The sequence below is a fragment of the Vibrio pomeroyi genome, assembly GCF_024347595.1.
Taxonomy (GTDB): Bacteria; Pseudomonadota; Gammaproteobacteria; order Enterobacterales; family Vibrionaceae; genus Vibrio; species Vibrio pomeroyi.
Genome location: NZ_AP025506.1, coordinates 2,533,299 through 2,547,662, shown reverse-complemented (window position 1 = coordinate 2,547,662; position 14,364 = coordinate 2,533,299). Strand labels below are relative to the sequence as shown.

Annotated in this window: 11 protein-coding genes; 5 read left to right on the top strand and 6 right to left on the bottom strand. The window is 44.3% G+C overall.

Annotation, left to right across the window (positions count from 1 at the left end; genetic code table 11):
• Positions 1-70: 70 nt before the first annotated feature.
• Positions 71-2,236 carry a phosphate acetyltransferase gene (pta, locus tag OCV12_RS11085; protein WP_017632510.1) on the bottom strand — a complete coding sequence of 722 codons (2,166 nt, stop codon included), beginning with the start codon at positions 2,234-2,236 and terminating at the stop codon, positions 71-73.
• A gap of 147 nt (positions 2,237-2,383) precedes the next feature.
• Entirely contained in the window at positions 2,384-3,580 is a 1,197-nt protein-coding gene (locus OCV12_RS11080; RefSeq protein ID WP_010437209.1) for an acetate kinase, read from the bottom strand.
• A gap of 343 nt (positions 3,581-3,923) precedes the next feature.
• On the opposite strand from OCV12_RS11080, the gene yfbV reads away from it, so the two are divergent.
• The 4 genes from yfbV to OCV12_RS11060 all read left to right on the top strand — a co-directional run bounded on the left by yfbV (position 3,924) and on the right by OCV12_RS11060 (position 9,357).
• Positions 3,924-4,376, top strand: coding sequence for a terminus macrodomain insulation protein YfbV (gene yfbV / locus OCV12_RS11075; protein WP_017062168.1), 453 nt, complete (start codon positions 3,924-3,926; stop codon positions 4,374-4,376).
• Between the two features lie 318 nt (positions 4,377-4,694).
• Positions 4,695-5,660 carry an ABC transporter substrate-binding protein gene (locus OCV12_RS11070; RefSeq protein WP_261884672.1) on the top strand — a complete coding sequence of 322 codons (966 nt, stop codon included), beginning with the start codon at positions 4,695-4,697 and terminating at the stop codon, positions 5,658-5,660.
• A gap of 190 nt (positions 5,661-5,850) precedes the next feature.
• Positions 5,851-7,722, top strand: a complete 1,872-nt coding sequence (malZ, locus tag OCV12_RS11065) for a maltodextrin glucosidase (protein WP_261884671.1) — start codon at positions 5,851-5,853, stop codon at positions 7,720-7,722.
• A 168-nt stretch (positions 7,723-7,890) separates the two neighbouring features.
• On the top strand, positions 7,891-9,357 hold the full coding sequence (locus OCV12_RS11060; RefSeq protein WP_057621877.1) for a GGDEF domain-containing protein: 1,467 nt from the start codon (positions 7,891-7,893) through the stop codon (positions 9,355-9,357).
• A gap of 58 nt (positions 9,358-9,415) precedes the next feature.
• Here OCV12_RS11060 and dusC read toward each other — a convergent pair whose 3' ends face one another.
• Together dusC and OCV12_RS11050 are read right to left on the bottom strand one after the other, a co-directional pair.
• Positions 9,416-10,372 (bottom strand): tRNA dihydrouridine(16) synthase DusC, encoded by a 957-nt coding sequence (gene dusC, locus OCV12_RS11055; protein WP_261884670.1) that lies wholly within the window; start codon positions 10,370-10,372, stop codon positions 9,416-9,418.
• Between the two features lie 71 nt (positions 10,373-10,443).
• Positions 10,444-10,986, bottom strand: coding sequence for a type II secretion system protein (locus OCV12_RS11050; RefSeq protein ID WP_261884669.1), 543 nt, complete (start codon positions 10,984-10,986; stop codon positions 10,444-10,446).
• Positions 10,987-11,197: 211 nt separating this feature from the next.
• Here OCV12_RS11050 and OCV12_RS11045 point away from each other — a divergent pair, with 211 nt between their 5' ends.
• Complete coding sequence (locus OCV12_RS11045; RefSeq protein ID WP_261884668.1) at positions 11,198-11,818, top strand: YecA family protein; 621 nt, start codon at positions 11,198-11,200, stop codon at positions 11,816-11,818.
• 126 nt (positions 11,819-11,944) lie between these two features.
• On the opposite strand, the gene dsbB is transcribed toward OCV12_RS11045, so the two are convergent.
• Positions 11,945-12,454, bottom strand: coding sequence for a disulfide bond formation protein DsbB (gene dsbB / locus OCV12_RS11040; protein WP_026084412.1), 510 nt, complete (start codon positions 12,452-12,454; stop codon positions 11,945-11,947).
• 146 nt (positions 12,455-12,600) lie between these two features.
• The gene (gene nhaB, locus OCV12_RS11035) at positions 12,601-14,193 is read right to left on the bottom strand and encodes a Na(+)/H(+) antiporter NhaB (RefSeq protein WP_261884667.1); all 1,593 of its coding nucleotides are present in this window, start codon (positions 14,191-14,193) and stop codon (positions 12,601-12,603) included.
• Positions 14,194-14,364 lie beyond the last annotated feature (171 nt).

Genomic DNA, 14,364 nt, shown 5'->3' with positions numbered 1-14,364 from the left:
GTATACCTTATTTAAGTCAAAAAAAACCCTAGATAAACATCTAGGGTTTTTGCTTTCTACTAAAGAAAAATTAGTTAATTACTTTTTCTTCAGCTTGAGCGGCTTGGTCTGCTTGGATAGCCGTGAGAGCTACTGTGTAAACGATGTCGTCTACTAGAGCGCCACGAGACAAGTCATTTACTGGCTTGCGCATACCTTGAAGCATTGGACCGATAGATACTAGATCTGCTGAACGCTGTACCGCTTTGTAAGTCGTGTTACCAGTGTTTAGGTCTGGGAATACGAATACTGTCGCTTTACCTGCTACTGGAGAGTTCGGAGCTTTAGAAGCTGCAACGTTTTCCATGATAGCCGCGTCGTACTGTAGAGGACCGTCGATTACTAGATCAGGACGTTTCTCTTGAGCAATCTTAGTTGCTTCACGTACTTTATCTACGTCTGCACCCTTACCAGATTCACCAGTAGAGTAAGAGATCATAGCAACGCGTGGGTCGATACCGAATGCCGCAGCAGAATCTGCAGATTGGATAGCGATTTCAGCAAGCTGTTCAGCTGTTGGATCTGGGTTGATCGCACAGTCACCGTATACAAGAACTTGATCAGGCAGAAGCATGAAGAAGATTGAAGATACGATAGAAGCATCAGGAGCAGTCTTGATGATCTGGAACGGAGGAACGATAGTGTTCGCCGTTGTGTGAACAGCACCAGAAACTAGGCCGTCAACTTCACCAGCTTCAAGCATCATAGTACCTAGGAATACTGAATCTTCTAGCTTCTCACGAGCTACAACTTCAGTCATACCTTTAGCGCCACGAAGTTCTACTAGACGAGCTACGTAGTTTTCGCGAACTGATGCAGAGTCGATGATTTCAACGCCAGCGCCAAGCTCAACACCTTGCTGTGCAGCAACACGACGGATTTCTTCTGGGTTACCTAGAAGTACACAAGTCGCGATACCGCGCTCAGCACAGATAGCCGCAGCTTTAACTGTACGTGGCTCATCACCTTCAGGAAGAACGATGCGCTTAGCCGCTTTACGAGCGAATTCAGTTAGCTGGTAACGGAATGCTGGTGGGCTTAGACGGCGGATGCCTTGAGTGCCTTCAGATAGAGAATCAATCCAAGGGCCATCGATGTGGCTTGCAACGTGATCGTTAACGAACTCGATACGCTCTTTATCGTCTGCAGGAACTTCTAGGTTGAAGCTCTGTAGGTTAAGAGAAGTCTGCCAAGTGTTACCTTGCGCTTTGAAGATCGGTAGACCTGAAGCGAATGCTGGTGCACATAGGTTAGCAATGCTTTCTGGGATGTCGTAACCGCCAGTAAGCAGGATTGCGCCAATCTCAACACCGTTTTTCGCAGCAAGAGCCGCAGCAACGATAACGTCAGGACGGTCTGCAGAAGTTACTAGCAGTGAACCTGGCTTAAAGTGCTCAATCATGTGCGGTAGAGAACGTGCACAGAAAGTGATGCTCTTAATACGACGAGTTGCGATTTCACCTTCGTTGATGATTTCAGCGTTAAGGTGCTTAGCCATATCAACCGCACGAGTTGCGATTAGGTCGATGCTCCATGGCACACAGCCAAGAACACGGATAGGGCTAGAGTTGAAGATTTGCATTACTTCAAGGTTCGCTTGCTGAGCTGTATCTGCATCGTCAAAGATTTCAGATAGGTCAGGGCGAGTACGGCCAGCTTCATCAACAGGAGCGTTAAGCTTGTTGATGATTACGCCTTTGATGTTTTTGTTTTTAGTACCGCCGAAGTTAGAACATGCTACTTCGATACGCTCTTTAAGTTGCGTAGGGTTGTCAGTACCAGGAGTCGCAACGAATACGATCTCCGCGCCAAGTGTCTTCGCGATTTCCGCGTTTACTTGGTTAGCAAATGGGTGCTTACGAGTAGGTACTAGACCTTCGATTAGCGTTACTTCTGCGTCTTTGTTGATCTTGTTGTATTGCTCAACAACAGACTCAAGAAGTACGTCCATTTTTTCGCTACCGATCAAAGCTTCAGCTTTAGTCATTGCGATTGGCTCACCAATCTTAATGTCGCTGTTTACGCTGATAATAGTAGACGTTAGATCGGGTTGATCACCACCGCTGCGAGGTTGAGCGATTGGCTTGTAGAAAGAAACACTTACGCCCTTACGCTCCATAGCGCGAAGAACACCCATGCTAACACTAGTAAGACCAACACCAGCGCTTGTAGGGATAAGCATAATAGTACGTGACATTGACGAACACCTTTGACTATTGGAAATAAAAAAAGCTCAACTGCTATTCCCACCGATATTTAAATTGGGGTAGGAATAGAAGTTGAGCCCCATTTTCTTGATATGAAAAACTGACTAGCTTCGAGTGAAGCTAGTTAGGAAAATCAATTAAAGACCTGCTAGTTTCGCAGTGTCTTCAGCAATTACTAGCTCTTCGTTAGTAGAGATAACCATTGCTGGGATACGGCTGTTAGCTGTAGTGATAGTACCTTCGCCGCCGAAACGAGCTTTAAGGTTAGCTTCACCGTCAACTTCGATGCCGAAGATGCCTAGGCGGTTAAGAACCATTTCACGGATTGGGCCAGAGTTCTCGCCGATGCCGCCAGTGAAAGTGATTGCGTCTAGACGACCTTCTAGAGTTGCAGTGTAACCAGCTACGTACTTAGCTAGACGGTGACAGAACACGTCCATTGCACGAGTTGCTTCTTCTTTCTCACCGTAGTTGTCTTCAACGAAACGACAGTCAGAAGTCACTTCAGTTAGACCAGCAAGACCAGACTCTTTAGTTAGCATGTTGTTGATTTCTTCAACAGAGTAACCAAGAGCGTCATGTAGGTGGAAGATGATCGCAGGATCTAGATCACCACAACGAGTACCCATTACAAGACCTTCAAGAGGAGTAAGACCCATAGAAGTATCTACAGATTGACCGTTCTTGATAGCACATACAGAAGCGCCGTTACCTAGGTGACAGTTGATGATGTTAACTTCTTCAACTGGCTTGTTTAGTAGGCCTGCAACTTCACGAGTGATGAATAGGTGAGAAGTACCGTGCATGCCGTAGCGACGGATGCCGTGCTCTTTGTACAGGTTGTACGGTAGAGCGTATAGGTAAGACTCTGAAGGCATTGTTTGGTGGAACGCAGTGTCGAATACAGCAACGTTTTTAAGGCCTGGGAAGTTCTGTTGAGCCGCTTCGATACCGATAAGGTGAGCTGGGTTGTGAAGAGGTGCGAAAGTCGCAGCGTCTTGAATACCCTTAAGTACTTCATCAGTGATAAGTGCAGAAGAAGTGAACTGCTCGCCACCGTGTACGATACGGTGACCGATAGCGCCAAGGTTAGCTTTAAGCTCAGGCTTAGAAGCAAGAATAGTTTCTACCATGAAAGATAGTGCTTCTACGTGAGCTGCGCCCGCGCCTAGTTGTGCTTCGTGCTTGCCATCAAGTTTCCACTTCATACGAGCTTCTGGAAGACCCAGACACTCAGCAAGACCAGTTAGGTGCTCAGCACCTGTTTCTGCATCAACCACAGCGAATTTAAGAGAAGAACTACCACAGTTTAAAACTAAAACTAGCTTAGACATTAATGACTACCTGTTAATTTTTCTGATCGAAATCAGTTAAGGATGAAAATTAATCTCAAGAATAGACGAAGCACGGTAGCTTGCGTACTAACCTTGGTCAAAAAAACGTTAATTTCCGTATAAAGTGAAAGCGCACTTTTTCAAAAAAAGAGGCTTGTGCATTCCTTGCAGAAGTCTTCTCAAAGTTGCTTAAATTGTAAATAAGGGCAACAATGAGATTGAGGTCTGCAAATAATAGCGATATTGTGCAAATATAACAAAAAAATTTGAAAGAATATTATTTTTCGTCAAATTTTTGTGTTTTTAGTTGATGATTTCAACTTTTTTTTAATGGGAGACTCATATGAGCAATAGAGTTGGTTTAGCTAGCAGTTTAAAAGATGGCCAAAAGTACATGGATCTCTGGCCTGTTCGAAAAGAGTTAAACGCTATTTTCCCTGAGCAACGCATCATTAAGGCGACGCGCTTTGGTGTTAAGGTGATGCCCGCGATAGCTGCTATCAGCGTTCTTACACAAATGGTCTTTAATAATTACCAAGCGATGCCACAAGCAGTGGTTATGGCTTTGTTTGCTATTAGTTTGCCACTTCAAGGCATGTGGTGGTTAGGTAACCGCTCCAATACACAACTTCCGCCAGCATTAGTATCGTGGTATCGCGAACTGCATGAGAAGATCACTGAAACGGGTTTTGCGTTAGAGCCAATGAAGCCACGCCCCCGTTATAAGGAATTGGCGATTATTCTGAATCGAGCATTCCGTCAGTTAGACAAATCTTCAATGGAACGCTGGTTCTAAGAAAACCTCACTTCTCCCTATCGTCTGAGAACAGCTATACAGAGTTGATGGCATGTTCTCAGATTCGTTCTTCTTGGCCCTGTTTGCTCATCTTACCCTTCGTTGTTTGTTTCATTTGCTTCTTGTTATTCACTTCGTTTCTTACCTATGGATTCAACCCAACCAGCCTTTTGACGCATAATTCGAGCTTTGTTGTGTTTTTGTTAAATATCACTTCAAGTTATCAAAAGTTACTGGTAATAATATCAATAGTGAATTTAATGTTGTGATCTCTCTAGATCGAGCAATAACAACGAGCGCTTGATGAAGGGAGTATTGATGGGTTCTGTAAGAAAAGTATTAACGGCTGCGTTAAGTGGCTGCCTATTGCTATGGGCTAGTAATGTAACAGCAAATATTGCCAAGGTATCGGTGTCACAAGTTGTAGATCATCCAGATCTAAATGCAACACGCTTAGGGCTTCTTGAAGGATTAAGAGCTAAAGGCTATGAACCCGGAAAGAACTTAGAGTTTTCTTATGAAATGGCGGATGGGAATCCAGCGCAAGCTGCCAAAATTGCCAGAGAGCTCGTCAGTGAAAATCCCCATGTATTGGTAGGTATCGCAACACCGACCTCACAAGCCTTAGTGTCGGCGACTCGCTCGATTCCTATCGTGTTTACCGCGGTTACGGATCCTATCGGCGCTAGGCTCGTTAAACAATTAGAAAAACCGGGGCGTAATGTCACGGGGCTTTCTGACTTATCTCCGATCACTCAGCATGTGTCATTAATCAAAGAACTGCTTCCTGAAGCTAACTCAATCGGTGTTGTGTACAACCCAGCAGAGGCAAATGCAGTTGCCTTGGTTGGACTGTTAAAGAAAGCGACACGAGACTTTGGTTTTACCCTTTATACAGAAAGAGCACTCACCATTGATGATGTGGAATCAAAAGCAGAATCAGTGGCAAAGAAATCGGATGTTATCTACGCCTTAACGGACAATACTGTTGCAAGCGGCATGGAAGGTCTTATCAACGCGGCTAACCAAGCTGATACGCCCGTCGTCGCAGGCGCTACATCTTATGTAGGAAAAGGCGCTATTGCAGGTTTAGGTCTAGATTACTATGACGTTGGTGTACAAACTGCGGATTATGTAGCGGCTATTCTCAATGGACAAAAGCCTGGAAAATTGAGCGTTAAAACCGCACAAAGCTCACAGCTGGTGGTGAATTTGGAAGCTGCTCGTGAGTTAGGTGTGACATTGCCTCAATCAGTCATCGACCGCGCGGTAGTCAGTCGTTAATAGGTCTACTTCAAACGCGATCTACGCTTGGTAACAGGCTTATTCATTTGATCATTTTGAGAGAAATCGTCTTACTGAAAACAAAGTGGGTCTACAAAGCGTGATCGACTTTGACTGACGATGTTTTTCTGATTGTCGCCAACAAAAAATTTCATATCTTAAGCAAATTAAACATTGCTCGAGAACCACTATGAAGCCATTTATCTTTCATGCTCAAACCTCCGATTACTTCCACGAAAAAGACGGCATTCTGACCGTTAAGTTAATGACTGACCGCAGTGATTGGAATAGGGTTCTGTTGAGGCATGAGCCGGATAACGAAGAGTATCTGCTTGATATGGTCAAGGTTGGTACTGAAGGTCGATTGACGGTTTGGCAAGTCTCTTTTCCAGTTAATTCAGACAGAGATATTACTCACTATGTGTTCAAGTTAGTCGACTCAACAGAACAGCACTGGCTTGATGCTAGGGGCGTACATAGTCGCGTTCCAAGCCGTGAGTTTCATTTCAAGTTTAATGCCCATCACCGCCCACCATCATGGGTCTCGGAGCAGGTCTTCTACCAAATCTTCCCAGAACGCTTTTGCAATGGTAACCCGAGTATCAGTGTTAAAGCCGGGGAATATCGCCTAAAAGAAAACACATTAGATGTCGTTGTTAAAGAGTGGGGCGATTCTGTTGAAGGGCACAATGGAACAGGAGCTGCTGAGTTTTTTGGTGGCGACTTAGCGGGCATTCACAACAAGCTAGACTACTTACAAGACCTAGGTATTACCGCTTTGTACCTCAACCCGATCTTTCAATCACCGAGTAATCACAAATACGACACGACCGATTACTACAAAGTCGACCCTCACTTTGGTACGAATGAAGAGTTCGCAACGCTCTCTAGCGATATTCACGCTCGTGACATGAAAATTGTCTTAGATGCCGTGTTTAACCATACGTCAGTAGAGCACCCTTGGTTTGATAAACTAAACACTCACAGTTCAAATCTGAACTCAGAGAAAGGGGCTTATGGTCATTCTGATTCTCCTTATCATGACTACTATTTTTTCGAACCAAGTGATTCGACTCAGTACGTAGGATGGAAAGGTATCTCATCGCTCCCTGTTTTAAATTTCTCTAACGAAGCAGTTCGAGATCATATCTACCAATCCGAAGAGTCGGTAATCAAACACTGGCTGAAAGCGCCTTACCACATAGATGGTTGGCGTTTCGATGTGATCCATATGCTAGGGGAAGGTGAGGGAGCCTATAACAATGCGCATTATGTAAAGGCATTCCGTGACTCAGCTAAGGACGAGAATTCAGAGGCTTATATCTTGGGAGAGCATTTCTTTGAGGCCAGCCAATGGTTACAGGGAGAGCAAGAAGACGGGTCAATGAACTACTACGGTTTTGCCCATCCTGTACGCGCGTTATTGGCGAAGCAAGATATCGCTTATGAGCCCATCAATATTGATATGTTCACTTTCTCTGATTGGTTAGCAGAAGCAAGAGCTAAGGTGCCATGGCTTAATCAATTATCGCAACTGAATCAGTTGGATAGCCACGATACGGCAAGGCTTTTGACGCTTCTCAATGGCGATGAAGCGAAACAAAAATTGGCTCTGACTTTGTTATTCACTTACGTTGGGACACCGTGTTTGTATTATGGAACCGAGGTGGGCTTAGAAGGTGGTCAAGACCCGGATAATCGCAGATGTTTTCCGTGGGGAGCAGAGCAAACCTCTCATTGGTTCTCATTCCATCAAGCGTTGATAAGTTTGCGAACTGAACGCAGAAGCTTACAAAGTGGTGCTTACTTAGAGTTGTATTGTGACGCTGAAACTTTAGTGTTTGCGCGTTGCCTGAAAGGGGAAAAGACCTTAGTTGTACTAAACTTGTCTAACAAAGAAAAGTCGCTAGTTTTACCTGTATGGATGCTTGGACAAGAGCAAGGTGAACTGGTCGCTTTGCTTGGTCAAATAGAACGTGTTTTGATCTGTAACGGTACCGTAGATATTGTTATTCCAGCGATGCAGTCGATGATTTTTGACGTCGGCAATAAACTGGATTAAATCACTCAAGACTAGCCCTGCTTAGTCTGGGCTAGCTTTTAAAGCTTCGAGTGAATGGGAAAGATCGATTCATATCAATTTACACTCTTTTACCTCGTGGGAAATGACAATTAATGTAATAATATTAATGGGGTAAATGAAAATAGCTGAGCGCTAAGAGCAAATTATATGAAAGTAAATAGGCACTTTAGCCTTACCTTTATCTTCGGGTTTCCCGCGGTGATCGCGACGATGCTGCTTGGCTTAATCGGAAAGAACCATTTTGATTCGGTTAAAAAAGACATCGACAGCGAGTTCCACCGTATCGAAGAGGTGTTCAAAAGAACCACAAAAGTGGTGACTGCTCTAGATTACAGCTTCTCCAACTACTACAAATCCGGAAACCCTCTCTTTCTCGATCACAACAAACAAGTTGTGGATGGGCTGTGCCAAATCTGGCCTATTGATGTGTTACTCCTAGCGGATGGTAAAACTTCAGACATTCCTTCTGTCGATATCGACTATATGCTGGTCGGCCAAGAATCCCTGTGTTCAGAAACCAGTGACAGCTACAAGAGCGCCTCAGAGAAGATAGCTCTAGCTCCTATTCTTTCGTTTTTATCTCAGCTTGACGAATACCACGACGGCGTGCATTTTATTGATACGAGTGGCTATGTGATCTCTTCGCCGGAAGATTTTGCCAAAGGGCTGAGTAAAGAGCTGCTCTCGACTATAAAGAGTCGTCCTTACTGGCAGAAAACCGCCAACAACCCTGACCAACTCACGCTCTCTGGCCCTGGCTATCGTTTTGATTCCCTTGACCGCATGATCAGTATGACCATCCCTGTGTTCCATAAAGGTGTTCACCAAGGGATGCTGTCGGTGGATATTAATGCTGGTAGGTTGCTTGAGAACTCTAATGAGCATCTGGCTGGCCGGATAGATATTATCGATACCACTCGCTCTGCGCCGATTGATAGCGCGGCTTTCTATCATGAGATTAACCTCGAAGGTGTCGCATCCCACCATGCCATGTACTACGAGTTGGATATTGCCAAAGAGATCGAACACTTTTTCGTGTATGAGAAAGACAGCCTTATCGTTGCTATCATTGTCTATCTTTTCTCTGTAACGATCTTTTTCTACGTCAATTCGACTATTGAACGGGGTTACTTCAAAGAGCTCGCTGCGAAAGACCCTATGACGGGGCTGTTAAACCGACGTGGTTTAGAAGCGTTTTGGCGAAGCGTAGACCACGATCAGTTGTTTGCCTTAACGGTATTTGATATCGATGATTTCAAGTTAATCAATGATACTTATGGCCATGACAAAGGTGATGATGTGATTCGTTATATGTCGCGCCAGATCAGTAACAGTGTTCGCAGCAGCGATGTGGCCGCAAGGTTTGGTGGAGAAGAGTTTGTCGTTTACATGAAAGGCGATGACCGTGAAACTCTAATGAGAACACTAGAGCGCGTTAAAAACGCAATCAGTGCTAAATCAGTCGATATTGTTCCGAATGGGTTCACCGTGTCTGGCGGTGTCTGCATTGTAGAAACAGAGCAAAGTAAGCTCAACTTTGAAGAGATATTTAAGTACGCCGATGAAAAGCTTTACGTGGCTAAGACGACGGGTAAAGATCGTCTAGAATTTTAACCACGTTATTTAATCGGCGTATTGTTAGAAGGCGGGAACAGCCAACTTGTTTGGAGATTTAAACAGGTTGGCAGTATTGCTCTTGATAACGTTTAATCTGCTCGACAATCGGAGCCGCTTTTTTATAGGTTCTGATCTCACGAAATAGCTCTTCAGCTTCCGGGTATTCTTTGCGTAGATACACAAACCACTGTTTTACGCGGTTCGGATAATACAGACCTTTATCACCCTCAATTTCAAACTCAGAGTAACGCAGCAGCAGTGCAATCACTTGTTGCCAAGGCATTGGCTGGTGGTTGTGTTTAACGACGTTACCAAGGTTTGGAACATTGAATGCACCACGACATACCATTAATGAATCAATGCCTGTGGTTTTGATACAATTTTGACCATCTTGGTAATTCCAGATCTCACCATTTGCAATCAACGGCAGAGAGGTTTTCTGACGGATTTGATTGATGTAATCCCATTTGATTTCACTGGCCTTGTAACCACCGGTTTTGGTTCTAGCATGCACAGTCAGTTCGTCGGCTTTTGCTTGTTCAATAGCATCGACAATCTCAAAGCACTCATCTGGGTGCTCCCAACCTAAGCGAATCTTCGCGGAAACAGGAATATGTGCAGGCACGGCTTCTCGAGTTGCTTTGACTACTTGGTAGATAAGCTCTGGTTCTTTCAACAGAGACGCACCACCGTTACTTTTGTTTACCGCTTTTGCTGGGCAACCAAAGTTAAGGTCGATACCTTTCGCACCAAGGCTTGCAGCTTGGATAGCGTTCTCTGCCATCCATTTGGGGTGTTGTCCAAGCAGTTGAACGTGAACAGGAACACCAGCCATGGTTTGTGAGCCTTGGTGGAGTTCTGGACACAAGCGGTGGAATACATGCGGTGGCAGTAATTGATCCGTAACGCGGACAAATTCAGTGACACAGAGATCGTAATCATTGATCTCTGTGAGAATTTCACGCATTAGGTGGTCTAGAACGCCCTCCATCGGGCCAAGTATTACTCGCATGCTGATCTACCGAAACATCTCTGTCCTGAAATTAAGAGGCGTGATTGTACGGTGTGCTTACAGGATTGTCACTATGAGCTCGGACTATCTGCTGTAATGGTTACTTCTCCGGTTAGTGGGAAGTAGTTGAGTCTCGGGATATCTTCGCCAAATGAAAAACCACTCGTGTAATAGTAATAGCAGCTTGGATCTGCAGTATACCAGCCGACGATATTCTCTTCAGATGGAAAAACGGAACTTCCATGGGCTCTTATTGTTAGGTCAGTAGTCATTAGTGCATTCCAAAGCTCAACACAGTCGTCACCAGATAATCCTACACCAGCGCTGACTGGAGCATTACCAACGGCGAATGGAAACCCTGAAGAAGAAGGATAAATGTCACCCTGACCGTAATTCACCACTTGATCAAAGCCGGGCTCTCCATCAACAAGCCATTGAGAATGGTACATATCAATGCTGTTTCTGAACGCAGCAAATGCGCCTTGTGCTAATGCTTCATGAGCGTCTCTCTGAACACCAAGAAATCGAGGTGCAGCGGTCACTGCCAATATTCCTAGAATAACGATCACAACGACAAGTTCGAGTAATGTAAAACCTTGGGATTTTGATTTCATGTTGACAACGCCTAAATGTAACTAAATGTTTATGGTAGCGTTTTACACCCAAGGTTCTGATTATCAAAGCGAAATAAGTGAAATCTCGCCAATATCTGAATAGCAATGGTTTGCGTATCGTTATCGGTTAGAAAACAGAGGGAAGTGGTTGGCGACATCTTAGCGGGGATAACGTTATAATATCGAAAATGCCCAAATATCCAGAGCTTTCATGACATATCAATTATTAAGCCTACCAGAATCTATTTCAGACATTACGCCGCAGTTTATCGAAGGTGCTATCCTTGCGTCTAACTTAGCGACAAAGCCGCTCGATCCTGAAGAGTGGATTGCTATCGTAGCTCCTGAAGCGGGCAAAGAGCTTGTAACATTAGTGACGGAACAGATTAATCGCCAGCACAACCTGATTCAGCGTAGTGAATACTTACTGACTGATGTGTTTACAGAAGGTGACTTCAATGAGCAGTTCGCAGATTTTGCGGAAGGTTTTATGATGGTTTGGCCGACAGTGGAAGAACAGTGGCAAAGCATTACGGTTGCGGACGGCACTCTGCGCATGCTGCAAGCTCTGTTGACGACATTAATGTTAGCGATTGATGAAGAGCAAACTCAACAACAAATGGTAGCGGCTGGGCTTCAAACCCCGCCATCGCTTGCCGATTTAGTGGGTCAGGTCGATCTGATGATCTCAGAAGTGGCAATGGCGGCTGATGAGGCGATGCTCGGTAATAAATCGCAGAGCGTGAATCCATTTAAAGATATCGGCCGCAACGATGCTTGCCCATGTGAAAGTGGTAAAAAGTTCAAACAATGTTGTGGTAAAAACAGCTAATCGCAGTTTGTTGATGAACATTACTTGAGTCAGTAACAGACTCTCTTTATATGTTCAAAAGCTTAAGTAATAAAAAGTCGACCTCATGGTCGACTTTTTTGTTGTCCAAGTTTCAACGGCTTACTGTTAGTCGTTTTTCGACTTAACAAATTGAGAAATAACCACAATACCGAAAGCAACCAAGTTACCTGCGAATATAATCACTAACCACTGCGGCATAGAAAGATCAAAGAACTGCCACACCACCTTGCTGCAATCGCCGTAAGCTTCAAACATCCACGGAGCCCATTGGTTTAAAGGCGCCCAGCTAGGGAAGGTGACGAATAAGTCGCAGGTTGCGAAAGGAGACGGATTGAATTGGTAATCGACGTGCTCTAAAGCAAGCATCAAACCTTTGTATGCGCCAAATCCCCAACCAGCAAGGCCTAACCAACGTGATATTGGGTTATTCGGGGCAATAGCACCAATCATGGCAGCGACACCGATAGCGAGCATAGCAACGCGCTCATAGATACACATCACACAAGGACCAAGCATCATCACGTGTTGGAAGAAGAGAGCGCACGCTTCAAAAAAGACAATAAAAGCCAGCAGTAAAAGCCAAGATAAACGTCCCTTAGAGAAGTCTTTGATCATTGCTAAAAAGTTCACGAATTGAATCCTGTCTATAAAATAAAAAAGCCCTGATTACTCAGAGCTTTTTATCTTGGATAAGTTTCCTAATCAACTAATATTTTTGATTAGTTAGATACACTTATTGTGCTTTACAACACAAAGTCAGATTAGTGACCGCCAGAGATAACTGGAGCAACAACTTCACCAGTGCGCTGAATGATCCAACCTGCATCATAGAACCATGCTGTCATCGGTTCTACGAAGAACACGATACCAGCAAGGCCAACCAGTGCTAACACGATGGTGTATGGCAGAGCCATGAGAACCATGCGGCCGTAAGATAGTCGAATTAACGGAGCAAGTGCTGATGTTAATAGGAATAGGAATGCAGCCTGGCCGTTTGGCGTCGCAACAGAAGGTAGGTTAGTACCTGTGTTGATAGCAACAGCAAGTAGGTCGAATTGGTCACGGGTGATGATGCCTTCCACTAATGCAGTTTTCACTTCGTTGATGTAAACCGTACCTACGAATACGTTATCTGAAACCATCGATAGAATACCGTTGGCAACATAGAAGAGAGCGAGTTGTGCGCCTTTGTCTTCAACATGAAGTACAGCATCGATTACTGGCTTAAATAGAGCTTGGTCGATGATTACAGCAACAACAGCGAAGAAAACGGCAAGAAGTGCAGTAAATGGTAGCGCTTCTTCAAATGCTTTACCCATAGAGTGCTCTTCAATAACACCCGTAAATGCTGTTGCTAAGATGATCACAGAAAGACCAATCAAACCTACTTCAGCAACGTGAAGTGCAAGGCCAACAATAAGCCAAACTGCAATGGCACTTTGAACCCATAGTTTTGCTACGTCTTGCTTGGTGCGGTTTGCGCGTTCTTTGTTGTCGAACTCAACCAAGATTTGGCGAACATTCGTTGGCAGCTCAGAACCGTAACCAAATACTTTGAATTTTTCTACTAGCGCACAAGTCACAATACCGCAGAAGAAAACAGGCAGTGTAACTGGCAGCATGCGGATAATAAACTCACCGAATTCCCAGCCTGCTTGTTTAGCAATTACCAAGTTTTGTGGTTCACCTACCATGGTCATTACACCACCCAGTGCTGTACCAACACCAGCGTGCATAAGCAGTGAACGTAGGAAAGCACGGTAGTTTTCTAAGTCATCACGAGTTAGCTCAGAGATCTCTTCATCATGCGTATGGTCGTGTGCAGACGTTGTGCCTTTACCCGATGCAACTTTGTGATAAATAGAGTAGAAGCCGACCGCAACGCTAATAACTACGGCGATTACTGTTAGTGCATCTAGGAATGCTGATAAGAAAGCGGCAGCAACACAGAAAGCAACAGAGAGTAAAATTTTAGATTGGATACCAAGCAAGATCTTCGTGAAAATGAACAAAAGCAGTTCTTTCATGAAGTAAATGCCAGCAACCATGAATACGAGCAAGAGTAATACAGGAAGGTTTGCTTGCAGCTCGTGATAAACCATTTCTGGTTTGGTCATGCCAATGGCGACTGCTTGAATAGCTAATAGACCACCCGGTTGAAGAGGGTAGCATTTGAGAGCCATAGCTAGAGTGAAAATAAACTCAACCACCAATAGCCAGCCCGCAACAAATGGGTCAACTAGGAAGAAAACAAACGGGTTGATGATTAAAAAGGAAATGATGGCAAGTTTATACCAATCAGGAGCTTTACCAAGGAAGTTCTTGATAAAAGCGTTTCCGAGAGACATCGGCATGTTAATACTCTTTTATGTTGATTATGAATAGACAAGCAATACAACATTTTGAGAATCGAGCTATAGAAATTGTTAAAAACTATAACTAACAGTGACTTAGAAAAACTACATTCCATGTAATGTTCTGTGGTCTTGCCAAGTCACTCCCTTAGAAACTCAAGCACTGCTTAT